Raw genomic sequence first — 23,209 nt, forward strand, 5'->3', positions numbered from 1 at the left:
TCACAGGATCAGGTCACGCAATTCGTCGGGCATGGCGCCCGGTTGTTGAATAGCTGCAAGGTCGGCTGCCGAAACCGCGTTCCAGGCATCTTCATCCCACAGCTGGAATTTGTTCAGTTGCCCCACCAGCATCGCCTTCTTGTCGAGCTTGGCGTACTCGCGCAGGCGGGGCGGCACCAGGAAACGCCCACTGCCATCGAGCTCCAGGTCAACCGCATTACCGATCAGCAAACGCTGCAGGCGGCGGTTTTCCTCACGCAACGATGGCAAGGCACGCAACTTGGCTTCTATCTGTTCCCACTCATCGAGGGGATAAACACACAAGCAGGGGTCTACGGCGTCGATGGTCACGATCAGCTGACCATTGCAACGCGAATCGAGCTCGTCACGGTACCGGCTCGGCATGGCGAGACGGCCCTTGGCATCGAGGCTGACGGCGTTGGCTCCGCGGAACACGGCTGCGATTCCCCACAATGTTAGCTTTTTTGTGCCAGAAAACCCACTTCATCCCACTTTCTGCCACTTGCGCACACTATAGGAATCCGCCCGCAGCACCGTCAAGGCACGTTCGGAAGGAAAAGCCTTACAGGACCGAGATTTAGCGCAATAAAGGAATGCGGAAGGACTACCAGGGAGAAAAAAACACGAGAAAAATCAAATCCACTCAAGCGAATGGAGTTCGAAGTTAAAGTGATTTATCAAGAGTAAGATTTTTTCGGTATTACCAGAGAGCATCTGCTATCGAATCAAGCAGGGAAGGAAAGGTGGAGAGTCGATCTGTAAGCCGGGTTTTGTCGAGGACAGTCATTCCTCTACGACGGCCATCACTGGACGCCTCTAGCAACCTACCCGGTTCCGACGCGGGCCACGCCTGATGGAACCCTATTTGGTCTTGCTCCGAGTGGGGTTTACCTAGCCACGAACTGTTGCCAGCCGTGCGGTGCGCTCTTACCGCACCTTTTCACCCTTACCGGCACCGAAGTGCTTAGGCGGTTATTTTCTGTGGCACTTTCCGTAGGCTCGCGCCTCCCAGGCGTTACCTGGCACTCTGCCCTATGGAGCCCGGACTTTCCTCCCCCTGCTGTTGTGGAACAAAAGCAGGCAGCGACTGTCCGATCGACTCTCCGCCGCCAAGATTAACGACACAGGCGCCGGAGAACAAGCAATACCGGTATTTATATCAATTTGCCACTACTCGGCTTTCTGCTTTTCCAGGGCAAGTTGGTACAGCAGGTTCTTGCGCACTCCGGTAATTTCCGCAGCCAGCGCCGCCGCCCGCTTGAGCGGCAGCTCGGCCAGCAGCAGGTCGAGCACCCGCTGAGCCTCGGCACTGATCGCCTGCTCGCCCTCCGGCGCGCTCCAGCCACCGACCAGCACCACGCATTCACCGCGCTGCTGGTTGCTGTCACCGGCAACGAACGCCCGCAGCTCGGCCAGGGGCAGACCCTTCAGGGTCTCGAAGGTCTTGGTCAGCTCGCGCGCCAACAGCGCCGGGCGCTCGCCACCAAATACCGCCTCCATGTCTTCAAGGCATTCCAGGATACGGTGCGGGGCCTCATAGAAGATCAGCGTACGCGGCTCTTCCTTTACCTGCTCCAGGCGTGCCCGGCGCCCTGCCGCCTTGGCCGGCAGGAAACCTTCGAAGATGAAGCGGTCCGACGGCAGGCCGGCCGCCGACAGTGCGGCGATCAGAGCGCAGGCCCCTGGCACCGGCACCACGTTCACCCCCGCAGCCCGTGCCTGGCGCACTAGGTGGTAGCCCGGATCGGAAATCAGCGGCGTGCCGGCATCGGAGACCAACGCCACGTTCTCACCCGCCAGCAATTTGGTGAGAAAACGCCCGCCCTCGTCACGCTCGTTGTGCTCATGGCAGGCCGCCAGCGGCGTGTCGATGCCAAAGTGCTGCAGCAGGCGGATCGAATGACGAGTATCTTCCGCCGCAATCAGGGCCACGTCCGCCAGCACCTTCAGCGCCCGAGCGCTCATGTCGTCGAGGTTGCCGATGGGGGTTGCGACCACATACAGCGTCCCCACGGTGGATTTCGAAGCCCCTGCCACATCAGTCACTGCGCACACCTGTCATTCGGATCAAAGGCGCCATTGTAGCCCGAGCGCCTGCAACAGGGCGCAAAGAAGTTCGCCTGCGACCGATGGCAGGCAACCTATAGTGAAGGATCGACACGGCAACATCGCGCCCCGGCCAGCGCTTGGGTACAATTGCCGGCCACCTTGATCGAGTAACAGGACCTTTACATGATCGCTTGCCTGCGGCTGTTCACAGCCCTCTGCCTTGCTGCCCTGCTGGCAGCCTGCGCCAGCTCGCCCTCATCCAGCCTGGGCGAACTGCCACGCACCCCGGACGCCAGCATCGAGCAACTGCTCGAAAAGGCTGCTTCCAGCAAGTCCGCGGAAGACGCCGCCCTGCTGCGCCTGAGCGCAGCCGACCTGGCCTACAAGCAGAAGGACTTCCCGCGCGCCGCACGCATCCTCGAGCAGGTGCCGCTGGACACGCTCAAACCGGCCCAGCAAGTATTCGCCAGCACCCTCGGTGCCGAGCTTGCGATGAGCCGCAACCAGCCCAAGGCTGCCCTGACCGCCCTGGCCCACCCCAGCCTGCAGCGCGTCGCCGAACTGCCGGAAGAACAGCAAGTGCGCACCTACAGCGTGCATGCAGCCGCTCTCGAAGCCGATGGCCAGGCCCTGGCCGCTGCGCAACAGCGCGTGCTGCTGGCCCCGCTGCTCAGCGGTCAGGCCGCAAGCGCCAACAATGACGCCATCTGGGCCCTGGTCGCCTCGCTGCCGGCAGAGCAACTGCAGCGGCCAGGCAACGACCTGACCCTGGCCGGCTGGACCAGCCTGGCCTTCGCGGTAAAAAGCGCCGGCACCCTGGAGCAACAGCAAGCGGCTATCGAGGCCTGGATCAAGCAGCACCCGGACCACCCGGCCGCCCAGCAGCTGCCGCTGGCGCTGACCAAGCTCAAGGAGCTGGCCAGCCAGCCGCTGACCAAGATTGCCCTGCTGCTGCCTCAGGAAGGCCCGCTGGCCGGTGTTGCCCGCGCCCTGCGTGACGGTTTCATGGCTGCGCACTTCCAGGCCCAGCAAGCCGGCCAGCAGGCGCCAGCCGTACAGGTATTCGACAGCTCGCGCATCGGCTCGCTCGATGACTTCTATCGCCAGGCCCAGGCCGCTGGCGTACAGCTGGTCATCGGCCCGTTGGAAAAACCACTGGTCAAGCAGCTGGCCGCCAAGCCACAACTGCCGATCACTACCCTGGCCCTGAACTACGCCGACGCCGGCCAGAAGGCTCCGCCACAGCTGTTCCAGTTCGGCCTGGCTGCCGAAGACGAAGCCCGTGAAGTGGCCCGTCGCGCGCGCGCCGATGGCATGGTCCGCGCCGTGGCCCTGGTGCCGAGCGGCGAATGGGGCGACCGCGTGCTTGCCGCCTTCCGCCAGGAATGGGAAGGCAACGGTGGCACCCTGCTCGCTGCCGAGCGCATCGCCCAGCCGGTAGCCCTGGCCCAGCAGATCGCCGACCTGTTCCAGCTACGCCAGAGCGAAGGCCGCGCGAAGAGCCTGCAGAGCACCGTCGGCGGCAGCATTGCTGCACAGCCGTCGCGCCGCCAGGACATCGACTTCATCTTCCTCGCCTCGACCCCGCAACAGGCCCAGCAGATCAAACCGACCCTGAACTTCCAGTACGCCGGTGACGTACCGGTCTACGCCACCTCGAACCTGTACAGCGCCAGTGGTGACGTCAACCAGTACAACGACATGAATGGCATCCGCTTCTGCGAAACGCCCTGGCTGCTCGACACCAGCAACAGCTTGCGCCAGCAGGTCGTGCAGCAGTGGCCGCAAGCCGCCGGCAGCCTGGGCCGCCTGTATGCCATGGGCATCGATGCCTACAGCCTGGCGCCGCGTCTGGGCCAGCTGAAAGCGCTGCCGGACAACCGCGTGCTGGGCCTTTCGGGCAGCCTGAGCATGAACGCCAACCAGCGTGTCGAGCGCCAGTTGCCCTGGGCTGAGTTCGCCGGCGGCCAGGTCCGGCGCCTGCCTGACACCGTCCGCTGATGGCAGCAGCGTCGCCCACCAGCGCCGGGCAGGCAGCAGAAACCCAGGCCCTTGAGTACCTTCAAGGGCAGGGCCTGCAGCTGCTGGCACGCAACTGGCGATGCAAAGGCGGCGAGCTTGATCTGGTCATGCTCGACGCCGATACAGTAGTATTCGTCGAGGTCCGCTACCGGTTACACGCGGGCTTCGGTGGCGCCCTCGGCAGTATCGACGGGCGCAAGCAGAAACGGTTGGTGCTAGCCGCCAGCCTGTTCCTGCAGAAGGAACCCCACTGGGGCAACCACCCCTGCCGCTTCGACGTAGTCGCCCTGCAGGGCAGCCACCATGCAGGCAGACCGCTTCAATGGCTGAAAAACGCCTTCGAATGCTGAACCCACTCCGATTTTTTTGCTCTATGTTTGCGGGCTGGTCATTGTTGCGCGTAGCGCCGGCCACCGCCCCACTTAAGGTCACCAGATGGACATGCAAACCCGAATTCGCCGGCTGTTCCAGGCCAGCATCGATACCAAGCAACAGGCAATGGACATCCTGGCACCGCACATCGAGCAGGCCAGCCTGGTCATGGTCAACGCGCTACTCAACGAGGGCAAGATGCTCGCCTGCGGCAACGGCGGCTCGGCCGGTGATGCCCAGCACTTTTCCTCGGAGCTGCTCAACCGCTTCGAGCGTGAACGCCCGAGCCTGCCGGCCATCGCGCTGACCACCGACAGCTCGACCCTGACCTCGATCGCCAACGACTACAGCTACAACGAAGTCTTTTCCAAGCAGATCCGCGCCCTGGGCCAGCCTGGCGACGTTCTGCTGGCGATCTCCACCAGCGGCAATTCGGCCAACGTGATCCAGGCGATCCAGGCCGCACATGACCGCGAAATGATTGTCGTAGCATTGACTGGGCGCGATGGCGGCGGCATGGCTTCGCTGCTGCTGCCCGAAGACGTGGAAATACGCGTACCTTCGGCGGTTACCGCACGCATCCAGGAAGTCCACCTGCTGGCGATCCACTGCCTGTGTGATCTGATCGACAGCCAACTGTTCGGGAGTGAAGAATGACCCCTATGCGCCTCGGCCTTATGGCCCTGACCCTGTGCCTGAGCGTCACTGGTTGCAGCTCGGTACTGACCTCTACCCGCAATTCACCGATCGAAGATGATCGCGGCACGCGCACCATCGGCAGCAAGATCGACGATTCGCTGATCGAAACCAAGGCCTCGGTCAATATCGCCAAGGCCAGCCCTGACCTGGACAAAGGTTCGCACATCGTTGTCAGCAGCTATAACGGCATCGTCCTGCTGGCCGGCCAGACCCCGCGCGCCGACCTCAAGAGCCTCGCCGAGCAAACCGCCAGCCAGGTGCAGCGGGTCAAGAAAGTGCACAACGAGCTGCAGGTTATGCAGCCCTCCTCCATCCTGGCGCGCAACAACGACGCCTGGCTGACCACCAAGATCAAGGCCCAGATGCTGACCGACAATGCCGTGCCCAGCTCGCGCATCAAGGTAATTACCGAGAATGGCATCGTCTACCTGCTCGGCCTGGTAACCCAGCAGGAGGCCAACTCGGCCACTGCCGTGGTACAGGGCGTTTCGGGCGTACAGAAGATCGTCAAGCTGTTCGAGTACATCGACTGATTCACTGATTGCCTGTGCCGGCCTCTTCGCGGGTAAACCCGCCCCCACAGGGATTTCACAGCTCTCGAGGCTCGTTATATTCCTGTGGGAGCGGGTTTACCCGCGAAGAGGCCAGCACAGGCAAAAACACTGCCCCACCTTTCGTAAACCCAGGAAACACCGCATGAAAAAGCTTCTGCTGCCAGCCCTGCTGTTCGGCACCGTCGCCACCCTGGCCGGCTGCTCCACCCCTAGCCAGATCATCCTCAACGACGGCCGTGAAATCCAGACGGTCGACGTACCGGAATTCGACGCCGACTCCGGTTTCTACGAGTTCCAGCAACTCGACGGCAAACGTACCCGCATCAACAAGGACCAGGTTCGCACCATCAGCGACCTGTAAGCCAGGGTTGGCAGTAAAGAAAAAGGCGATCCGGTTGGATCGCCTTTTTTGTTACTTGACCACTTTCAAGCTTGGTCGGCCAGTCGGACGTGGCGGCTGGCCACCACCCTCTGGCGGACCATCGTCATCCGGCTGCACATCATCGTCCTGCTGCTCATCGTCATCCAGGGGCGGCTCCAACTCGAAGACCATACCCTGGCCATTTTCTCGGGCGTAGATACCCAGGATGGCGCCAACCGGCACGAACAGCGAATGAGCCACGCCACCGAAGCGGCCCTCGAAGCTGACCGCGTCGTTGTCCATGTGCAGGCTGCGCACAGCGCTTGGCGAGATGTTCAGCACAATCTGGCCATCACTGGCGAAACCATCCGGCACCTGGACCTTAGGGAATTCGGCATTGACCAGCATATGGGGCGTGCAATCGTTGTCGACGATCCACTCGTACAGTGCTCGAACCAGATAGGGGCGACTGGAGTTCATCAACGGCTCCTTAAAGCTTGCGCATTTCACGTTCTACGGAGGACAGGCTCGCCAGGAAAGGCTCGCGGGCGAACTGCCGCTCCATGTAATCCAGCAGCGGCTTGGCTTGCCGCGGCAACTCGATGCCCAACACCGGCAAACGCCAGAGTATGGGCAGTAGACAACAATCCACCAGGCTTTGCTCATCGCTCATGAAGCAGGCGAATTCATTGAACAGCGGCGAAACGCCGGTCAGGCTTTCGCGCAGGGCCTTGCGCGCCTCGGTGCGGGCAGCCTCGCTGCTGCGCGAATCGAGCACGGTATCGGCCAGGGCACACCAGTCGCGCTGAATGCGGTGCATCAGCAGACGGCTGTTGCCGCGCGCAACCGGGTAAACCGGCATCAGCGGCGGGTGCGGGTAACGCTCTTCGAGGTATTCCATCACCACGGTCGATTCATACAACGCCAAGTCACGGTCGACCAGGGTCGGCACACTGCCGTATGGGTTGACCTCAGCCAGTTTCAGCGGCAGGCGGGCGGGGTCGACATCGATGACCTGCACGCTGACCCCCTTCTCGGCCAGCACTAGGCGTACCCGATGAGAATAGTGATCAGCGGGATCGGAATAGCAGGCTAACCTGTTGGTTGCGCCCATGTAGCGGCTCCTCGCACGAGATGCTTGTGCAACTGTAAATGAAAACGCGCCCGTGGCGACCTGGCAGATCTGCCAGGCCACCACGGGCGCGTTCAACAACCAGAAACTACTGCGTGATCAGTGCACGTCCTTCCAGTATTCACGCTTGAGCAAGTAGGCGAATACGAAGAAGAAAGCCAGGTACAGCAACACGTAGGTACCGATGCGCTGGCTTTCCAGTTTGACCGGGTTGGCCGAATAGGCCAGGAAGGTCACCAGGTTCTTGACCTTCTCGTCGAACTGCTCGGTCGTCAGGGTACCGGAATTCGGCGTAATGGTCAGCTGGTCGCAGGCTTCATGGGTGATCGGGGTGCCGGTCAACGGGTCGAATTGCTTCTTGCCATCGGTCACGGTCTGCACCTGTTTGCAGCCGACCACCTGGTTGCCTTGCAGGCCGACCAGCACGTTAGGCATGCCAACGTTCGGGAACACCTTGTTGTTAACCCCATAAGGCCGCGACGGGTCCTCATAGAAGCTGCGCAGGTAAGTGTACAACCAGTCGGTACCGCGCACCCGGGCCACCAGGGTCAGGTCGGGCGGTGCAGCGCCGAACCAGGTCTTGGCATCACTGGGCTTCATGCCGATCTGCATGTGGTCACCGATCTTGGCACCCGTGAACACCAGCTTCTCGAGCATCAGCTCGTGGGGGATACCCAGGTCATCAGCCACCCGCTCGTAACGCTGGAACTTGGCACTGTGGCAACCCATGCAATAGTTGGCAAACGTACGCGCACCGTCCTGCATGGCGGCCTTGTCAGTCAGGTCGATATCAACCTTGTCCAGCTCCAGACCTGTTTCGGCCGCGAAGGAAAAGGCAGGCATCACTGCCAGCAAAAATACTGCAATCAACTTTTTCATCAGCCAGTCACCCTTTCCGGAACCGGTTTGGTCTTCTCGAGCCTTGTGTAGAACGGCATCAGCAGGAAGTAGGCGAAGTACAACACCGTGCACACCTGCGACAGCAAGGTACGCCCAGGTGTCGGCGCCAGTACGCCCAGCACGCCGAGAATGACGAAGGCCACGCAGAACACCAGCAGGAAGAGCTTGCTGATCCAGCCCTTGTAGCGCATGGAACGCACCGGGCTGCGGTCAAGCCAGGGCAGCACGAACAGCACGGCAATGGCAGCCCCCATGGCGATGACACCCATCAGCTTGTCAGGCACCGCACGCAGGATCGCGTAGAACGGCGTGAAGTACCACACAGGCGCAATGTGCTCGGGGGTCTTGAAGGCGTTGGCCTGCTCGAAGTTCGGCTTCTCCAGGAAGTAACCGCCCATTTCCGGGAAGAAGAACACTACGGCGCAGAACACGAACAGGAACACAACCACACCGACAATGTCCTTGACGGTGTAGTACGGGTGGAACGGGATACCGTCCAGCGGGATACCGTTTTCGTCCTTTTTCTTCTTGATATCGACGCCATCGGGGTTGTTCGAACCCACTTCGTGAAGGGCGAGGATGTGCAGCACCACCAGGCCGAGAATCACGATTGGCAGGGCGACTACGTGCAGGGCGAAGAAGCGGTTCAGGGTGATACCCGAGATCAGATAGTCACCGCGGATCCACTGGGTAAGGTCGCCACCGATCACCGGGATGGCACCAAACAGCGAGATGATCACCTGGGCACCCCAGTACGACATCTGGCCCCACGGCAGCAGATAGCCCATGAAGGCTTCAGCCATCAACGCCAGGTAGATCAGCATGCCGAACAGCCACACCAGCTCACGCGGCTTCTGGTAGGAGCCGTAAAGCAGGCCGCGGAACATGTGCAGGTAGACAACGATGAAGAACGCCGATGCACCGGTGGAGTGCAGATAGCGCAGGATCCAGCCGTATTCCACGTCACGCATGATGTACTCGACCGAGGCGAACGCCTCTTCCGCCGAGGGCGTGAAACTCATGGTCAGCCATACACCGGTGACGATCTGGTTGACCAGCACCAGCAGCGCCAGGGAGCCGAAGAAGTACAGGAAATTGAAGTTCTTGGGCGCGTAATACTTACTCAGGTGGTCTTCCCACATCTTGGTGGCGGGGAAGCGAGCATCAATCCAGTCCATGAACTTGCTCATCATGCGTTCTCCTGGTCAACGCCGATGACGACGATCTCGTCCGACTCGTAAGAGTGCGGTGGCACGGGCAGGTTGAGAGGCGCCGGCTGCGACTTGTAGACACGCCCAGCCAGGTCGTAGTGAGAGCCGTGGCATGGGCAGAAATAGCCACCGACCCATTTCGGGCCGAGGTCGGCGGGTGCGACTTCCGGACGGAAAGTGGGCGAGCAGCCCAAGTGCGTGCACAGGCCGACGAGGATGAGGATTTCCGGCTTGATCGAACGAACCTGCGGATCGACGTAGTTCGGCTGTACCGAGGCCTTGGACTCAGGGTCAGCCAGGTCACCGACGACTTTTTTCAGGTTACCGAGGATCTCGTCCGTTCGCCGCACGATGAACACAGGCTGGCCACGCCACTCAGCCACCATCTGCTGCCCGGCCTCGACCTTGGCGATATTGACCTTCACCGGTGCACCCGCGGCTTTCGCCTTGGCACTGGGAAACCATGACCCCACGAACGGTACCGCAGCCCCCACTGCCCCCGCTGCCCCGACAACAGATGTCGCGGCTACGAGGAAGCGGCGCCGGCCTGCGTTGACGCCGTCATTGCTCATTCAGTCCTCTCCCATCAGCTTGCTTGGCCTGTTGAACCAGACCCTGTACTTAGGTTGTGTCAGTGGCACTAAAAATTGGCCGCCATGGTAAGAAACAAATCCACACACTGACAAGGTGATTACCCCGGACAGGGGCGACTACCCGCGCTTTGCTTGATCTGCGTCTATGCGACAAGTGGGCACTGACATGCTGACAGGTTAGTTCAAGACATAAAAAAAGCCCGGTTCCAGGGAACCGGGCTTTTTTCGACTGCCGAAGCGGTATTAACGCTTGGAGTACTGAGGACGCTTACGCGCTTTACGCAGACCCACTTTCTTACGCTCGACTTCACGAGCGTCGCGGGTGACGTAGCCAGCACGACGCAGAGCGCCACGCAGGGTTTCGTCGTATTCCATCAGAGCGCGGGTGATACCGTGACGGATCGCACCGGCTTGACCGCTGACACCACCACCGGAAACGGTGACGTAGATGTCGAACTTCTCGACGGTTTCGGTCAGCTCGAGCGGCTGACGAACAACCATGCGAGCGGTTTCGCGACCGAAGAACACGTCCAGAGAACGGTTGTTGATGGAAATGTTACCAGTACCCGGACGCAGGAATACGCGAGCGGTTGCGGTCTTGCGACGGCCAGTGCCGTAGTTTTGAGTCGCCGACATAATGAACTATCCCGTTAGATCTTCAGTTCTTGAGGCTGCTGAGCAGTGTGTGGGTGAGCAGCACCCGCGTACACTTTCAGCTTGCGGTACATGTCGCGACCCAGCGGGTTCTTCGGCAGCATGCCTTTGACCGCAGTTTCGATAACACGCTCAGGGGCCTTGGCGATCAACTTCTCGAAGTTGATTTCCTTGATGCCGCCCGGGAAACCGGAGTGGGAGTAGTACATCTTGTCGGAAGACTTGGCACCAGTCACACGAACCTGTTCAGCGTTGATAACGACGATGTAGTCGCCGGTGTCAACGTGAGGGGTGTATTCTGGTTTGTGTTTGCCACGCAGACGGCTAGCGATTTCGGTAGCCAGACGACCCAGGGTCTGGCCAGCGGCGTCGACTACGAACCACTCGCGCTTTACTGTTTCCGGTTTAGCAGTAAAAGTTTTCATTCTCTAAAGCCTCAGAGGCCGCCCAGCGAAAAATAGACGGCGAATCTTACTGGATAGTGCACAGCTTGCCAAGGGCAAGCGCGCAGCCGAACGCTGACGCTTTGGGGGCTCGGGTCAGGCACGCCAATGTTCGACGGGGTTCTTCCTGCGTGGCGGTGCATCACTTCCGCCACACGGAGAGGTGCCGAATTATCCAGATTGCACGAAAAATTTCAACCTGCTTTGATGGGCTTCTTTGCCTAAGGAGTGTCTACCCGATGGAATACCGCCAGCTCGGCCGTACCGACCTCACTGTCAGCGCCCTGTGCCTGGGCACCATGACCTGGGGCGAGCAGAACGTCCAGGCCGAAGCCTTCGCGCAGATTGCCCGGGCCAAGGCCGCGGGGGTCAACTTCATCGACACCGCCGAGATGTACCCGGTGCCGCCCCGCCCCGAAACCTACGCCGCCACCGAGCGCATCATCGGCAACTGGTTCCGTGACAATGGCGATCGCGACGACTGGGTGCTGGCCAGCAAGGTCGCCGGCCCCGGCAACGGCATCAGCCACATCCGCGACGGCCAGCTCAAGCACAACCGCCAGCACATCGTCGCGGCGCTGGACGAGAGCCTCAAGCGCCTGCAGACCGACCGCATCGACCTGTACCAGCTGCACTGGCCCGAGCGCAGCACCAACTTCTTCGGCAAGCTGGGCTACCAGCACCTGCCACAGGACCACTTCACCCCGCTGGAAGAAACCCTGGAAGTGCTCGATGAACAGGTGCGTGCGGGCAAGATCCGCCACATCGGCCTGTCCAACGAAACGCCGTGGGGCACCATGAAGTTCCTGCAACTGGCCGAAAGCCGCGGCTGGCCGCGAGCGGTGTCGATCCAGAACCCGTACAACCTGCTCAACCGCAGCTTCGAAGTGGGCCTGGCGGAAGTGGCCATCCGTGAGCAGTGCGGTCTGCTGGCCTATTCGCCGTTGGCGTTCGGCATGCTTTCCGGCAAGTACGAGAACGGCGCACGCCCGGAAAAGGCACGCCTTAGCCTGTTCAGCCGCTTTGCCCGCTACTCAAACCCACAGACCGTGGCGGCTTGCAGCCGCTATGTGCAACTGGCCCGCGAGCATGGCCTGGACCCGGCACAGATGGCCCTGGCTTTCGTCACCCGGCAACCGTTCGTGACCAGCAACATCATTGGTGCGACCAGCCTCGAGCAACTGGACAGCAACCTGGCCAGCCTCGAGCTGAGCCTGAGTGATGAACTGCTGGCGGCGATCGAGGCGATTCACCAGGAGCAGCCGAACCCGGCGCCTTGAGCCGAAAGGGGCTGCTTTGCAGCCCCTGCTTCACGGGCTAGACACAATCGCCAAAAAATAAGACGATCCAGCCGGTGATTGACCACTCTACCCTATAAGAACAATGACAATGATGTTTACCCAATCCCCCGCGTCGCTGCGGCGCGTCAGCATCCTGGCCATTGACAAGGTGTTCGCTTCGACCTTGATGCAGGCCAAGGACTTCTTCCACCTCGCCAGCTTGCGCTACAGCAAACAGCTGGGCCTGGGCCTGCAGCCCATGTTCGAGATCCGCCTGGTGAGCCCGGACGGCCAGCCCGTGGACAGCTTCAGCAATGTGCAGTTGCCGGTCGACGGCGGCCTGGACGACGCCGATGTGATCATCCTCCCGGCCTTCTGGGACGACTTCGACAACCTGCTGCAACGTTATCCACAGGTGCTGCCGTGGCTGCGTGAACAGCATGCCCGTGGCGCGGTGCTGTGCGCCGAGGCCAGTGGCGTGTTCTGGCTGGCCGAGTCCGGCCTGCTCGACGGCAAGGAAGCGACCACCTACTGGCGCTTCTTCACCAGCTTTGCCGAACGCTTCCCGAAGATACGCCTGAACCAGGACAAGCACCTGACCGATGCCGACAATATCTATTGTGCTGGCGGTGCCACTTCAGCCTGCGATCTGTACATCTACCTGATCGAACGTTTCTGCGGCGCCAACGTGGCCCGCGCCGTGTCCCGTGACATCCTCTACGAAGTGCAGCGCAACTACACCCCAGGGCGCATGGGCTTCGGTGGGCAGAAGCTGCACCAGGACCTTATCATCCTGCAGATCCAGCACTGGCTGGAGGAGCACTTCGCCGACAAGTTCCGCTTCGAGGACGTGGCTCGCAACCACGGCATGAGCATCCGCAACTTCATGCGCCGCTTCCAGGGCGCGACGGGTGACAAACCGCTGCACTACCTGCAACGGTTAAGGATCGAGACGGCAAAAGGGTTGTTGTCGAGCACGCGCAAGAGCATCAAGACCATCAGCTACGAGGTCGGTTATGACGATGCCAGTTTCTTTGCGCGGCTGTTCCGCCAGCATACGGAGTTGTCGCCGAACCAGTACCGGCAGCAGTTCATGCAGGAGGCTTGAGGCCAATGGGGCCGCAAAGCGGCCCCAAAAAACTTACGGCTTGTGCGCCCGCGCCAGGAATTCGTGCGACTGCATCTCCAGCAACCGGCTCAGGGTGCGCTGGAACTCGAAGGCCAGGCGCCCACCGGTATACAGGTCCTTCAGCTCCACCTCGGCCGAGATGATCAGCTTGACGTTGCGGTCGTAGAACTCGTCCACCATGTTGATGAAGCGACGGGCGATGTCGTCGGTGGTGACGCCCATCTGCTCCACATTGCTCAACAACACGGCATGGAAGATTTTGCCCAGTTCGATGTAGTCGTTCTGGCTGCGAGGGCCGTCGCACAGGGCGCGGAAGTCGAACCAGGCCACGTCGTCACAGGTACGCAGGGCATTGATCGGGCGATTCTCGATCATCAGCACGTCATTCTCGACCGCCTGAGTGCACTCGGGGGTCAGCGCCTTGAAGCTGGCGCGCAGGCTCTGATGCGCCGCGTCATCGAGCGGGTAGTGGTACAGCTCGGCCTGCTCCAGGTGACGCAGGCGGTAGTCGACCCCGCTGTCGACGTTAACCACTTCGGTGTACTGCTTGATCATGGCGATGGCTGGCAGGAAGCGCGCGCGCTGCAGGCCGTCCTTGTACAGGCCGTCCGGCACGATGTTGGAGGTAGCCACCAGCGATACGCCGTTCTTGAACAACTCTTCCATCAGAGTGCCGAGGATCATCGCGTCGGTAATGTCCGACACGAAGAATTCGTCGAAGCAGATCACCTTGGCTTCATCGCTGAAGCGCTTGGCAATGATGGTCAGCGGGTTCTTCTCGCCCTTGAGGGTTTTCATTTCCTCGTGCACACGCTTCATGAAGCGGTGGAAGTGCGTGCGCATCTTCTGCTTGAACGGCAGCGCCTCGAAGAAGGTGTCGACCAGGTAGGTCTTGCCGCGCCCTACCCCACCCCAGAAGTAAAGGCCCTTGACCGGGGCCTGCTCCTTCTTGCCGAACAGCTTGCCGAACACGCCCGGCTTGTTGTTCTGCGCGTGTACTAGGTCGTCGTACAGGCGCTGCAGGTGACGCACCGCAGTTTCCTGCGCCGCGTCATGGAAGAAGTCGGGACGTTTCAGATCTGCTTGATATCGTTCTAGGGGCGTCATGATTCGTTAGCGAGGCAACAAAAAACGGGCCGTCACTGTAGCGACAGGCCCGCTTAATGGCAATGCGACTTGCGTCAATATGCCTCATTTACGCTGTATGGCACCGGCGTTGCCGGTGTTCGCGGGTGAACCCGCTCCCACAGGAGAAATACCTGTAGGAGCGGGTTCACCCGCGAATAGGCCAGTACAGGCGGGTGCGATATTTCAGTCCTGCTGTGGTGCCAGGGCTACACGCAGGCTTTCGATGGCCGCATCACGGGCTTCGGTGCTGTCGAACTGCGGCCCGTCGGCAACCTGCTCGCCGTTCAGCCACAGGCCGAAGCCCAGGCCTTCGACACGCACATCCGCCTCACCACCTTGCTGCAACTGCTTGCTCACGGCCCCAGCGCTCTTGCCGTCGGCAAAGCTGCGCGACAGCAGCAGTTGTTCGCCGTCGGCGGCCAGCAGGCGGAAGCGGAAGCTGCCGTCTTCATCGCGGAAACTGACGAAACGCGCGGTCTTGGCGGCCTTCTTCTTCACTTCGGTGCTCGCCTGCACGCTGCTACGGAACGAACGCAGGCCAACGGCCTCGCGCAGTTGCTCGAGGAACGGTGTGGCGATCTTGCGGGCCTTGGCGGCGCCAGCCAGCAGGATGTCTTCCAGGTCTGCCGGGCGGGCGATCAGCTGATGATAGTACTCTCGCTTCTCGGCCAACTGGCCGTCCAGCAGCTGGAACAGCCGCTGCTTGGCCTCGCCCCAACCCAGGCCCTGCAGCAGTTCTTCACGGAACCCGGCGCATTGCTCCGGCGTCGAGAAGGCCTGGTAAAGGGTGAACAGGTGCGCGTTGTCCGGGTCTTTCGCTTCGCCAGGCGCGCGCGAGTCGGTGACGATGCGCGAGATGGCGTCTTTCATGTCCTTGGCGCTGGTGAACAGCGGGATGGTGTTGTCGTAGCTCTTGGACATCTTGCGCCCGTCCAGGCCCGGCAGGGTCGCCACGCTCTCCTCGATCACCGCTTCCGGCAGGGCGAAGAAGTCCTTGCCTTGGCCGAACAGGTGATTGAAGCGCTGGCCGATGTCGCGGGCCATTTCCACGTGCTGGATCTGGTCACGGCCGACCGGCACCTTGTTGGCGTTGAACATCAGGATGTCCGCGGCCATCAGCACCGGGTAGCTGTACAGGCCCATGGTCACGCCGGCATCCGGGTCTTCGCCGTTTTCCAGGTTCTTGTCCACCGAGGCCTTGTAGGCGTGTGCGCGGTTGAGCAGGCCCTTGGCACTGACACAGGTCAGCAGCCAGGTCAGCTCGGGGATTTCCGGGATGTCGGACTGGCGGTAGAAGGTCACCTTGTCCGGGTCGAGGCCACCGGCCAGCCAGGTGGCGGCGATTTCCAGGCGCGAACGCTGGATGCGCAGCGGGTCGTCGCACTTGATCAGGGCGTGGTAGTCGGCCAGGAAATAGAACGAGTCGACACCGGGTTGCTGGCTGGCACGGATCGCCGGGCGGATGGCGCCGGCGTAGTTGCCCAGGTGCGGAGTGCCGGTGGTGGTGATACCGGTAAGAATGCGCGTGGTCATGGGTGTTCGCTTATTCAGGCTTGGCTCAGTTCGAAAGGCGCGGCAGCAGCAGATCCTTCAGATCGGTCAGCTTGCCATGGAAGAAGTGTCCGCATTCTGCCACTTTCAGTAGCTCATGGGGGCGCGACAGGCTGTGGGACCAATCGTAAACCAGCTGCGGCGCGACGACTTCATCGGCGTCCGGCTGCACCACAGTTATCGGGCAGAGCTGCGGCAGCGGGAATTCCGCCGTCAGGCGCATGACCGCCGGGGCGATCATGAACAGCTGCTGCAGCTCTACTCCGGCGGCCTCCAGGCGGCCGGCAAGGCTGATGGCGACGAAGCCGCCGAACGAGAAGCCCATCAGCACCAGGGGCAGGCCCGGGTGTTTTTCGCGCAGCCAGGCTGCGGCGGCCTCGGCATCGGCCACCTCGCCAGCGCCCATGTCATGGTTACCGGCGCTCTGGCCGACGCCACGGTAGTTGAACCGCAAGGTCACATAACCGGCGTCGCGAGCGGTGCGTTGCAGGGTAGAGACCACCTTGTTGAGCATGGTGCCACCCTGGACCGGGTTGGGGTGGCAGATCAGTACCGCGCCGCGGGGTTCGGCCACGTCCAGGTACAAGGCTTCCAGCTGGCCGCTGGGGCCATCGATGAACAAGGGGGTTTCGCGGACAAGCAAGGCACTACTCCGTGACCTCGGGAGGGGTCGATTCGTCTAGGTGAGGAATTCTGTTCTGATTTGCGATCGCTCGCGGTATACAGCGCAGGTCTGAGCCGTTAACGTAAAGCAAAGCCGTTTATAGAGGAAGGACTCGTGGAACTCTCGCTCCTTGTTTGGTTGTTGCCGACCCTGGCCCTGGTCATCGGTGTGGTGGTTGGTTTCGTCGTGGCTCGCCTGCTGCCTAATGCCGCGCCAAGCAGTACCCAGCGCCAGCTGGATGACATCCAGAAGCGCTTCGATAGCTATCAGAACGAAGTGGTCACCCACTTCAACAGCACTGCGGTACTGGTCAAGAAGCTGACCCAGAGCTACCAGGACGTGCAGGACCACCTGGCCGAAGGCGCCAACAGCCTGGCCCTTGATGAGGTTACTCGTCAGCGCCTGCTTGCCGCCCTGCATTCCGAAGGCGGCCAGGGCCCACGTGACCGGTTGACCCCGCCGAAGGACACCGCCGAAGTGCCGCGCGACTATGCGCCGAAAGCACCGAACTCGCCGGGCATGCTCGACGAGAGCTACGGGCTCAAGCGTTGATCTGCCGAACATGACAAAGGCCTCGCAAGAGGCCTTTTTTGTGCGCTGGATTCACTGCCCTCTTCGCGGGTGAACCCGCTCCCACAGGGTTGGCGCTGTGGGAGCGGGTTTACCCGCGAAGAGGGCAGCCCAGATAACCTAGCTGCAAGCCTGCAATGCCTGCTCGACATCCGCCAGCAGGTCGTCCACATCCTCCAGCCCCACCGACAAGCGCACCAACCCCTCCGATATCCCGTGATGCGCCCGCTCCTTCGCCGTATAGCTGGAATGGGTCATGCTCGCGGGGTGCTGCGCCAGCGACTCGGCATCGCCCAGGCTCACCGCCCGGGCAAACAGTTGCAGGGCATTCATGAACCTGCGCCCGGCCTCGATCCCCCCCTTGAGCTCGAAGGCGATCATCCCGCCCGGCAAACGCATCTGCTGCTGCGCCAGCTCGTACTGGGCAAAGGACGGCAACCCTGGGTAGTGAATCAGCTCCACCTGCGGTTGCCGGGCCAGAAACTCCGCCACCTGCTGGGCATTGGCGCAATGGCGGTCCATGCGCAGGGCCAAGGTCTTGATCCCGCGCATCAGCAGCGCCGCGTCGTGTGGTGAAAGCACCGCACCGGTCATGTCCTTCAACCCTTCCAGGCGAATGCGGTCGATCAGCACCTTGCGCCCCACCACCAGGCCCGCAGTGATATCACCGTGGCCACTAAGGTACTTGGTTGCCGAATGCACCACCAAGTCCGCCCCAAGCTCCAGCGGCCGTTGCAGGTAGGGTGTGCAGTAGGTGTTGTCGACCACCACATGCACATCATGCCCGCGTACCGCCTCGGCCACTGCGGCGATATCCACCAGTTGCATGTTGGGATTGGCTGGCGTTTCGAAGTAGATCATCCGCGTTTTGCTGTTGATCGCCGCCTTCAGAGCCTTGGCATCGTTCAGGTCGACATGGCGGATCTTCACCCCGAATTCGCCAATGCCATGATGCAGGAAGGCAAAGGTGCAGCCGTACAGAGTACGCCCGACGATCAGCTCGTCACCGGGCCGCAGCAGGGTCCATATCGTCGAGGTAATTGCCCCCATGCCCGACGCCAGTGCCAACCCCGCCTCGCCGCCCTCCAGCGAGGCCATGCGCTGTTCCAGCAGGGCCAGGGTAGGGTTGGAGATGCGGCTGTAGAAATGCCCCGGCTCCTCCCCGGCGAAGCAGGCAGCGCCGTATTCCACGGTGGGGAAGGCATAGGTAGCGGTCTGATACACCGGCGGCACAAGGGCGCCACCGTGGGAAAGCGGGTCGTAGCCATGGTGAATGGCGCGTGTGGAAAAACCGGTGTTGTTATGGGAGTCGCGCATGGCAACAGCCTCTTGTGGTTTGCTATAAGCTTATGCCAACGAGCTGCCCGATTTTTTCCAAAGTTGCCCACGCATCCGCGTGCTTGCTGGAACAAAAACAATAATTCCCGGACCAGGAGGGCAAAAAATGCCTTCAAGCCTCGACCGCACCGACCGCGCCCTGCTCGCTGCCCTGCAGGACAACGCCCGCCTCACCGTTGCCGAACTTGCCGACCAGGTAGCACTGACCACCTCGCCCTGCTGGCGGCGGGTGAAGCTGCTGGAGGACAACGGCTACATCACCGGCTACCAGGCCATCCTCTCGCCCAAGTCGCTGGGGTTCGGCGTGACTGCGTTCGTCAGCATCATGATGGATTCACATACCAAGGACATGGCACTGGCGTTCGAGCGGCGGCTGATGGAGATTCCCGAGATCGTCGCCTGCCACAATATTTCCGGCAGGTATGATTTTTTGCTGGAGATCCTGGCGCGGGATCTGGAGTCGTTTGGGGAGTTCACCCGTGAGGTGCTGCAGCGGTTGCCGGGGGTGAAGGAGATCTACTCGAGTTTTTCCTACAAGGCAGTGAAGGAACGGCGAGTGATTCCGGTATCGGAAAAACACATCTGAACGACTTGCGCTCCTGCAAGGGACCATGCAGGCCTGTGGGAACGAGAAAAACCCGCCGAAGCGGGTTTTTTCTTGCAGGCTAGCGCTTAGATCGCGCCACGCTGACGCAGCACATCCAGCACCTGCTTCACGCCCTCGTCCACGCTGGTGGCCTGGGTGTCGATCACAAGGTCCGCGTCCAGCGGCACATCGTACGGGAAGCTTTCACCCGGGATGTTGTCGCCACCGGCAGCGTACAGTCCTTGCGGATCACGCTCGCGGCAGGCCAGCGGCGAGGCCTGAACGTAAACAGTCACCAGCCGCTCCTTGCCGATCAAGGCCTTGGCCTGTTCGCGGCCTTCGGCGTCCGGGGCCACGAACGCAGCCAGGGTCAGCAGGCCGGCTTCGTTGAACTGGCGCGCCACATGGGCAGCGCGGCGCCAGTTCTCGGTGCGGCCGGCGCGATCCTGCGGCAGCCCCTTGTTCAGGTCGTGGCGCAGGTTCTGGCCGTCGAGCACGTATACCGCGCGGCCCATGTCGAACAGCTTGCGCTCCACGGCGTAGGCCAGGGTGCTCTTGCCAGCGCCGGACAGGCCACTGAAAAGCACGGTGGCTGGCTGCTGGCCGAAGCGCAGGGCGCGCTCTTCGGTGGCCACATGGCACAGCTTGCCATGATGGCCGGTGCTGCCGTGCGGCAGCACTGGCGGGGCGATGATCATGCCGGCGCCGACGGTACCGTTGGTCAGGCGGTCGATGACAATGAACGCACCGGTGGTGCGGTTGCTGTCGTAACCGTCCAGGGCGATCGAGGCGTCCAGGGAGACCTTGACGCGGCCGATCTCGTTCAGCTGCAGCGCGCTGGCAGCACCTTGTTCCAGGGTGTTCACATCGACCTTATGGGTGATGCTGGCAATCGAGCCCGGCACGTAGCTGGTGGCGCGCTTGATGTCGTATTTCTTGCCCGGGAGCATCGGCTCCTCGGCCATCCACACCAACATGGCGTCGAACTGGTCGGTTACCGGTGGGACGTTGTCGGCATGCACCAGCAGGTCGCCACGGGAGATGTCGATCTCGTCTTCCATGGTCAGGGTCACGGCCTGGCCAGGGCCTGCGTTTTCCAGTTCACCTTCGTAGGTGACGATGGACTTGACGCGGCTGCTCTTGCCCGACGGCAACACGACGATTTCGTCGCCCTTGTGCACCACGCCGCTGGCGATGGTACCGGCGAAGCCACGGAAGTTCAGGTTCGGACGGTTGACGTACTGCACCGGGAACCGCAGGTCGGTGAAGTTGCGGTCGGCCGACACTTCGACGGTTTCGAGGATTTCCATCAGCGTCGGGCCGGCGTACCACGGCGAACGCTCGCTGTGGTTGACCACGTTGTCGCCCTTGAGCGCCGACATCGGCACGAAATGCAGGCTGCTCGGGGTCAGGTTGATGGCTTCGGCAAACTTCAGGTAGTCGGCCTTGATCGACTCGAAGACGTCCTGGTCGAAGCCTTTGAGGTCCATCTTGTTGACCGCGACCACGATGTGCTTGATGCCCAGCAGCGAGGCGATGTAGCTGTGGCGGCGAGTCTGGGTCTGCACGCCGTAGCGGGCATCGACCAGAATGATCGCCAGGTCGCAGGTGGACGCGCCGGTGGCCATGTTGCGGGTGTACTGCTCGTGGCCCGGGGTGTCGGCGATGATGAACTTGCGTTTGGCGGTGGAGAAGTAGCGGTAGGCGACATCGATGGTGATGCCCTGCTCGCGCTCGGCCTGCAGGCCGTCGACCAGCAGCGCCAGGTCGACTTCCTCGCCGGTGGTGCCGACCTTCTTCGAGTCGCGGGTGATGGCCTCGAGGTGGTCCTCGTAGATCATCTTCGAGTCGTGCAGCAGGCGCCCGATCAGGGTGCTCTTGCCGTCGTCGACGTTGCCGCAGGTGAGGAAACGCAGCAGTTCTTTACGCTCGTGCTGAGCCAGATAAGCGAGGATGTCTTCGCTGATCAAATCGGATTGGTGCGACATGGAGTAACCCTGAAAATTAGAAGTAGCCCTGACGTTTCTTGTCTTCCATGGAACCGGCGCCATCGTGGTCGATGACTCGGCCCTGGCGCTCGGACGTGCGCGTCAGGAGCATTTCCTGAATGATGTCGGTGAGCGTTTCGGCTTCCGATTCGACGGCGCCCGTCAGCGGGTAGCAGCCGAGGGTACGGAAACGCACCTTCTTCTTGACGATGCGCGCTTTTTCTTCATCGGTGAGATGTTCGAGGATGCGCTCGTCGTCGATCATGATCAGGGTGCCGTTCTTCTCGATCACTTCACGCTCGGCGGCGAAATACAGCGGCACGATCGGGATGCCTTCGAGGTAGATGTACTGCCAGATGTCCAGCTCGGTCCAGTTCGACAGCGGGAAGACACGGATCGACTCGCCCTTGTTGACCTTGCCGTTGTACACGTTCCACAGCTCGGGACGCTGGTTCTTCGGGTCCCAGCGGTGCTTGCTGTCACGGAACGAGTAGACGCGTTCCTTGGCCCGCGACTTCTCTTCGTCGCGGCGCGCGCCACCGAAGGCGGCGTCGAAACCATGCTTGTCCAGCGCCTGCTTCAGGCCCTGGGTCTTCATGATGTCGGTGTGCTTGGAGCTGCCATGGGTGAACGGGTTGATGCCCTGCGCCACACCCTCGGGGTTGACGTGGGTGATCAGCTCCAGGCCCATCTCCTCGACCATCTTGTCGCGGAAGCTGTACATCTCCTGGAATTTCCACTGGGTGTCGACGTGCATCACCGGGAACGGCAGCTTGCCCGGGAAGAAGGCCTTGCGCGCCAGGTGCAGCATCACGGCGGAATCCTTGCCGATCGAGTACAGCATCACCGGGTTGTCGAACTCGGCGGCCACCTCGCGGATGATATGGATGCTCTCCGCCTCCAGCTGTTTCAAGTGCGTCAGTTTGTCGACCATGGCTACTCACGAAAAACGATCTTATGGACGGCCTGCGGGCCGTGTTCGAGCGAGCCACTTTATCACAGCGGCTGCTTCTATTTAGGAGGCCGGCTAGATCGAAAAAGTCTAACGATATGACTGCGGGTTTGGGCCAGCAGGCCTGGCCTCTTCGCGGGTAAACCCGCTCCCACAGGGATCCCGCAGGCCTGGAAACAACACTGCCCCTGTGGGAGCGGGCGCGCCCGCGAAGAAGCTGACGCCGATCTCAGATCGGGTTCGGGCAATCGATGAACAGGTGCTCCACGGCAAACCGCCGCGCCAGGTAATCACCCAGCGCCTGCACCCCATAGCGCTCGGTGGCATGGTGCCCGGCGGCAATGAAGCTGACGCCATTCTCGCGGGCACTATGGTAGGTCTGCTCCGATGCCTCGCCCGTCAGGTACAGGTCCACCCCGGCCGCGATCGCCGTGTCGATGTAGCCCTGCCCGCCGCCGGTGCACCAACCGACCCGGCGGATCATCTGCTCGCCTTCGACCAGCAACGGCTCACGCCCCAGCACCTCCCGTACCCGTCGGGCGAAGTCGCGCGCGGTCACTGGCTCGGCCAGCGAGCCGACCAGCCCGACCACCTTGGGATTCTCCGGATCCAGCGGCCCTTCGACGGTGATGTCCAGCTGCCGCGCCAGCTGCACGTTATTGCCCACGTCCGGGTGCACGTCCAGCGGCAGGTGGAACGCCAGCAGGCTGATATCGTTGCTCAACAGGGTCTTAAGCCGCCGTTGCCGGATGCCGGTGACGCACGGATTTTCACCTTTCCAGAAATAACCATGGTGCACCAGCACCAGGTCGGCCTCGGCTTCGACCGCTGCATCCAGCAACGCCTGGCTGGCGGTGACACCGCTGACGATGCGGCTGACCTGCGGCCGGCCTTCTACCTGCAAACCGTTGGGGCAATAATCCTGGATCCTCGCGCTGCCCAGGTAACGCTCGGCTTCCTCGACCAGGGTGTTCAGAGCGACGGCCATGAAAATCTCCTCGAAATCTGCGTT

Annotated in this window: 25 protein-coding genes and 1 other RNA gene; 9 read left to right on the forward strand and 17 right to left on the reverse strand. The window is 61.7% G+C overall.

Features of this window, described 5'->3' with window-relative positions; translation table 11 throughout:
* From mraZ to rsmI, 3 genes are all read right to left on the reverse strand, one after another.
* A complete protein-coding gene (gene mraZ, locus CAY82_RS06485) occupies positions 1-456 on the reverse strand; it encodes a division/cell wall cluster transcriptional repressor MraZ (protein WP_004575120.1) in 456 nt (151 codons plus the stop codon).
* A 308-nt stretch (positions 457-764) separates the two neighbouring features.
* Positions 765-1,124: RNase P RNA component class A (gene rnpB / locus CAY82_RS06490), an RNA gene on the reverse strand.
* 67 nt (positions 1,125-1,191) lie between these two features.
* Positions 1,192-2,067, reverse strand: coding sequence for a 16S rRNA (cytidine(1402)-2'-O)-methyltransferase (gene rsmI, locus CAY82_RS06495; protein ID WP_043935900.1), 876 nt, complete (start codon positions 2,065-2,067; stop codon positions 1,192-1,194).
* A gap of 186 nt (positions 2,068-2,253) precedes the next feature.
* Here rsmI and CAY82_RS06500 point away from each other — a divergent pair, with 186 nt between their 5' ends.
* The 5 genes from CAY82_RS06500 to CAY82_RS06520 all read left to right on the forward strand — a co-directional run bounded on the left by CAY82_RS06500 (position 2,254) and on the right by CAY82_RS06520 (position 6,078).
* Positions 2,254-4,071, forward strand: a complete 1,818-nt coding sequence (locus CAY82_RS06500) for a penicillin-binding protein activator (protein WP_087500441.1) — start codon at positions 2,254-2,256, stop codon at positions 4,069-4,071.
* Positions 4,071-4,442, forward strand: a complete 372-nt coding sequence (locus CAY82_RS06505; RefSeq protein ID WP_013974121.1) for a YraN family protein — start codon at positions 4,071-4,073, stop codon at positions 4,440-4,442. The genes CAY82_RS06500 and CAY82_RS06505 overlap by 1 nt, the downstream gene beginning before the upstream one ends.
* An 85-nt stretch (positions 4,443-4,527) precedes the next feature.
* On the forward strand, positions 4,528-5,121 hold the full coding sequence (locus CAY82_RS06510) for a phosphoheptose isomerase (protein ID WP_087500442.1): 594 nt from the start codon (positions 4,528-4,530) through the stop codon (positions 5,119-5,121).
* The gene (locus CAY82_RS06515) at positions 5,118-5,696 is read left to right on the forward strand and encodes a BON domain-containing protein (protein WP_063913315.1); all 579 of its coding nucleotides are present in this window, start codon (positions 5,118-5,120) and stop codon (positions 5,694-5,696) included. Before CAY82_RS06510 ends, CAY82_RS06515 begins: the two co-directional genes overlap by 4 nt.
* Positions 5,697-5,859: 163 nt before the next feature.
* Positions 5,860-6,078, forward strand: a complete 219-nt coding sequence (locus CAY82_RS06520; RefSeq protein ID WP_085626507.1) for a YgdI/YgdR family lipoprotein — start codon at positions 5,860-5,862, stop codon at positions 6,076-6,078.
* A gap of 51 nt (positions 6,079-6,129) precedes the next feature.
* Here the strand turns inward: CAY82_RS06520 and CAY82_RS06525 are convergent, their stop codons facing one another.
* The 7 genes from CAY82_RS06525 to rplM form a co-directional block, all read right to left on the reverse strand.
* Positions 6,130-6,558, reverse strand: a complete 429-nt coding sequence (locus CAY82_RS06525) for a ClpXP protease specificity-enhancing factor (protein ID WP_087500443.1) — start codon at positions 6,556-6,558, stop codon at positions 6,130-6,132.
* 10 nt (positions 6,559-6,568) lie between these two features.
* Entirely contained in the window at positions 6,569-7,192 is a 624-nt protein-coding gene (locus CAY82_RS06530) for a glutathione S-transferase N-terminal domain-containing protein (RefSeq protein ID WP_087500444.1), read from the reverse strand.
* A 117-nt stretch (positions 7,193-7,309) separates the two neighbouring features.
* Entirely contained in the window at positions 7,310-8,089 is a 780-nt protein-coding gene (locus CAY82_RS06535; RefSeq protein ID WP_087500445.1) for a cytochrome c1, read from the reverse strand.
* Entirely contained in the window at positions 8,089-9,300 is a 1,212-nt protein-coding gene (locus CAY82_RS06540) for a cytochrome bc complex cytochrome b subunit (protein ID WP_025340560.1), read from the reverse strand. The genes CAY82_RS06535 and CAY82_RS06540 overlap by 1 nt, the downstream gene beginning before the upstream one ends.
* Entirely contained in the window at positions 9,300-9,893 is a 594-nt protein-coding gene (gene petA / locus CAY82_RS06545; RefSeq protein WP_087500446.1) for a ubiquinol-cytochrome c reductase iron-sulfur subunit, read from the reverse strand. The genes CAY82_RS06540 and petA overlap by 1 nt, the downstream gene beginning before the upstream one ends.
* A gap of 264 nt (positions 9,894-10,157) precedes the next feature.
* The gene (gene rpsI / locus CAY82_RS06550; protein WP_003260797.1) at positions 10,158-10,550 is read right to left on the reverse strand and encodes a 30S ribosomal protein S9; all 393 of its coding nucleotides are present in this window, start codon (positions 10,548-10,550) and stop codon (positions 10,158-10,160) included.
* Between the two features lie 14 nt (positions 10,551-10,564).
* Positions 10,565-10,993 carry a 50S ribosomal protein L13 gene (gene rplM / locus CAY82_RS06555; protein WP_003260798.1) on the reverse strand — a complete coding sequence of 143 codons (429 nt, stop codon included), beginning with the start codon at positions 10,991-10,993 and terminating at the stop codon, positions 10,565-10,567.
* 257 nt (positions 10,994-11,250) lie between these two features.
* On the opposite strand from rplM, the gene CAY82_RS06560 reads away from it, so the two are divergent.
* A complete protein-coding gene (locus CAY82_RS06560) occupies positions 11,251-12,291 on the forward strand; it encodes an NADP(H)-dependent aldo-keto reductase (RefSeq protein ID WP_087500447.1) in 1,041 nt (346 codons plus the stop codon).
* A 187-nt stretch (positions 12,292-12,478) separates the two neighbouring features.
* Positions 12,479-13,399 carry a GlxA family transcriptional regulator gene (locus CAY82_RS06565; RefSeq protein ID WP_170931038.1) on the forward strand — a complete coding sequence of 307 codons (921 nt, stop codon included), beginning with the start codon at positions 12,479-12,481 and terminating at the stop codon, positions 13,397-13,399.
* A 33-nt stretch (positions 13,400-13,432) separates the two neighbouring features.
* Here CAY82_RS06565 and zapE read toward each other — a convergent pair whose 3' ends face one another.
* The 3 genes from zapE to CAY82_RS06580 form a co-directional block, all read right to left on the reverse strand.
* The gene (gene zapE / locus CAY82_RS06570; RefSeq protein WP_087500448.1) at positions 13,433-14,527 is read right to left on the reverse strand and encodes a cell division protein ZapE; all 1,095 of its coding nucleotides are present in this window, start codon (positions 14,525-14,527) and stop codon (positions 13,433-13,435) included.
* Between the two features lie 204 nt (positions 14,528-14,731).
* Positions 14,732-16,081 carry a tryptophan--tRNA ligase gene (locus CAY82_RS06575; RefSeq protein WP_087500449.1) on the reverse strand — a complete coding sequence of 450 codons (1,350 nt, stop codon included), beginning with the start codon at positions 16,079-16,081 and terminating at the stop codon, positions 14,732-14,734.
* A 25-nt stretch (positions 16,082-16,106) separates the two neighbouring features.
* Positions 16,107-16,742: an alpha/beta hydrolase gene (locus tag CAY82_RS06580; protein WP_087500450.1), complete on the reverse strand. Its 636-nt coding sequence runs from the start codon at positions 16,740-16,742 to the stop codon at positions 16,107-16,109.
* A 135-nt stretch (positions 16,743-16,877) separates the two neighbouring features.
* Between CAY82_RS06580 and CAY82_RS06585 the strand changes: the two genes are divergently transcribed.
* Positions 16,878-17,315: a YhcB family protein gene (locus CAY82_RS06585; RefSeq protein ID WP_087500452.1), complete on the forward strand. Its 438-nt coding sequence runs from the start codon at positions 16,878-16,880 to the stop codon at positions 17,313-17,315.
* Between the two features lie 138 nt (positions 17,316-17,453).
* Here the strand turns inward: CAY82_RS06585 and CAY82_RS06590 are convergent, their stop codons facing one another.
* Positions 17,454-18,650, reverse strand: a complete 1,197-nt coding sequence (locus CAY82_RS06590) for a methionine gamma-lyase (protein WP_087500453.1) — start codon at positions 18,648-18,650, stop codon at positions 17,454-17,456.
* Positions 18,651-18,777: 127 nt separating this feature from the next.
* Here CAY82_RS06590 and CAY82_RS06595 point away from each other — a divergent pair, with 127 nt between their 5' ends.
* On the forward strand, positions 18,778-19,257 hold the full coding sequence (locus tag CAY82_RS06595; RefSeq protein ID WP_085626497.1) for an Lrp/AsnC family transcriptional regulator: 480 nt from the start codon (positions 18,778-18,780) through the stop codon (positions 19,255-19,257).
* 86 nt (positions 19,258-19,343) lie between these two features.
* Here the strand turns inward: CAY82_RS06595 and cysN are convergent, their stop codons facing one another.
* The 3 genes from cysN to CAY82_RS06610 all read right to left on the reverse strand — a co-directional run bounded on the left by cysN (position 19,344) and on the right by CAY82_RS06610 (position 23,185).
* A complete protein-coding gene (cysN, locus tag CAY82_RS06600) occupies positions 19,344-21,245 on the reverse strand; it encodes a sulfate adenylyltransferase subunit CysN (protein WP_085592155.1) in 1,902 nt (633 codons plus the stop codon).
* Positions 21,246-21,261: 16 nt separating this feature from the next.
* On the reverse strand, positions 21,262-22,179 hold the full coding sequence (cysD, locus tag CAY82_RS06605; protein WP_013974136.1) for a sulfate adenylyltransferase subunit CysD: 918 nt from the start codon (positions 22,177-22,179) through the stop codon (positions 21,262-21,264).
* A 247-nt stretch (positions 22,180-22,426) separates the two neighbouring features.
* Positions 22,427-23,185, reverse strand: coding sequence for a Nif3-like dinuclear metal center hexameric protein (locus CAY82_RS06610; RefSeq protein WP_087500454.1), 759 nt, complete (start codon positions 23,183-23,185; stop codon positions 22,427-22,429).
* Positions 23,186-23,209: the final 24 nt, after the last annotated feature.

The organism is Pseudomonas sp. SID14000, assembly GCF_002165135.1.
In the GTDB taxonomy this organism is placed as follows: domain Bacteria; phylum Pseudomonadota; class Gammaproteobacteria; order Pseudomonadales; family Pseudomonadaceae; genus Aquipseudomonas.

What these genes read in the sequence shown, in the direction of transcription:
- CAY82_RS06500 (WP_087500441.1), top strand. Translation starts at nt 2,254, where the DNA reads ATGATCGCTTGCCTGCGGCTGTTCACAGCCCTCTGCCTTGCTGCCCTG.
- CAY82_RS06505 (WP_013974121.1), top strand. Translation starts at nt 4,071, where the DNA reads ATGGCAGCAGCGTCGCCCACCAGCGCCGGGCAGGCAGCAGAAACCCAG.
- CAY82_RS06510 (WP_087500442.1), top strand. Translation starts at nt 4,528, where the DNA reads ATGGACATGCAAACCCGAATTCGCCGGCTGTTCCAGGCCAGCATCGAT.
- CAY82_RS06515 (WP_063913315.1), top strand. Translation starts at nt 5,118, where the DNA reads ATGACCCCTATGCGCCTCGGCCTTATGGCCCTGACCCTGTGCCTGAGC.
- CAY82_RS06520 (WP_085626507.1), top strand. Translation starts at nt 5,860, where the DNA reads ATGAAAAAGCTTCTGCTGCCAGCCCTGCTGTTCGGCACCGTCGCCACC.
- CAY82_RS06525 (WP_087500443.1), bottom strand. Translation starts at nt 6,558, where the DNA reads ATGAACTCCAGTCGCCCCTATCTGGTTCGAGCACTGTACGAGTGGATC.
- CAY82_RS06530 (WP_087500444.1), bottom strand. Translation starts at nt 7,192, where the DNA reads ATGGGCGCAACCAACAGGTTAGCCTGCTATTCCGATCCCGCTGATCAC.
- CAY82_RS06535 (WP_087500445.1), bottom strand. Translation starts at nt 8,089, where the DNA reads ATGAAAAAGTTGATTGCAGTATTTTTGCTGGCAGTGATGCCTGCCTTT.
- CAY82_RS06540 (WP_025340560.1), bottom strand. Translation starts at nt 9,300, where the DNA reads ATGAGCAAGTTCATGGACTGGATTGATGCTCGCTTCCCCGCCACCAAG.
- petA (WP_087500446.1), bottom strand. Translation starts at nt 9,893, where the DNA reads ATGAGCAATGACGGCGTCAACGCAGGCCGGCGCCGCTTCCTCGTAGCC.
- rpsI (WP_003260797.1), bottom strand. Translation starts at nt 10,550, where the DNA reads ATGTCGGCGACTCAAAACTACGGCACTGGCCGTCGCAAGACCGCAACC.
- rplM (WP_003260798.1), bottom strand. Translation starts at nt 10,993, where the DNA reads ATGAAAACTTTTACTGCTAAACCGGAAACAGTAAAGCGCGAGTGGTTC.
- CAY82_RS06560 (WP_087500447.1), top strand. Translation starts at nt 11,251, where the DNA reads ATGGAATACCGCCAGCTCGGCCGTACCGACCTCACTGTCAGCGCCCTG.
- CAY82_RS06565 (WP_170931038.1), top strand. Translation starts at nt 12,479, where the DNA reads ATGCAGGCCAAGGACTTCTTCCACCTCGCCAGCTTGCGCTACAGCAAA.
- zapE (WP_087500448.1), bottom strand. Translation starts at nt 14,527, where the DNA reads ATGACGCCCCTAGAACGATATCAAGCAGATCTGAAACGTCCCGACTTC.
- CAY82_RS06575 (WP_087500449.1), bottom strand. Translation starts at nt 16,081, where the DNA reads ATGACCACGCGCATTCTTACCGGTATCACCACCACCGGCACTCCGCAC.
- CAY82_RS06590 (WP_087500453.1), bottom strand. Translation starts at nt 18,650, where the DNA reads ATGCGCGACTCCCATAACAACACCGGTTTTTCCACACGCGCCATTCAC.
- CAY82_RS06595 (WP_085626497.1), top strand. Translation starts at nt 18,778, where the DNA reads ATGCCTTCAAGCCTCGACCGCACCGACCGCGCCCTGCTCGCTGCCCTG.
- cysN (WP_085592155.1), bottom strand. Translation starts at nt 21,245, where the DNA reads ATGTCGCACCAATCCGATTTGATCAGCGAAGACATCCTCGCTTATCTG.
- cysD (WP_013974136.1), bottom strand. Translation starts at nt 22,179, where the DNA reads ATGGTCGACAAACTGACGCACTTGAAACAGCTGGAGGCGGAGAGCATC.
- CAY82_RS06610 (WP_087500454.1), bottom strand. Translation starts at nt 23,185, where the DNA reads ATGGCCGTCGCTCTGAACACCCTGGTCGAGGAAGCCGAGCGTTACCTG.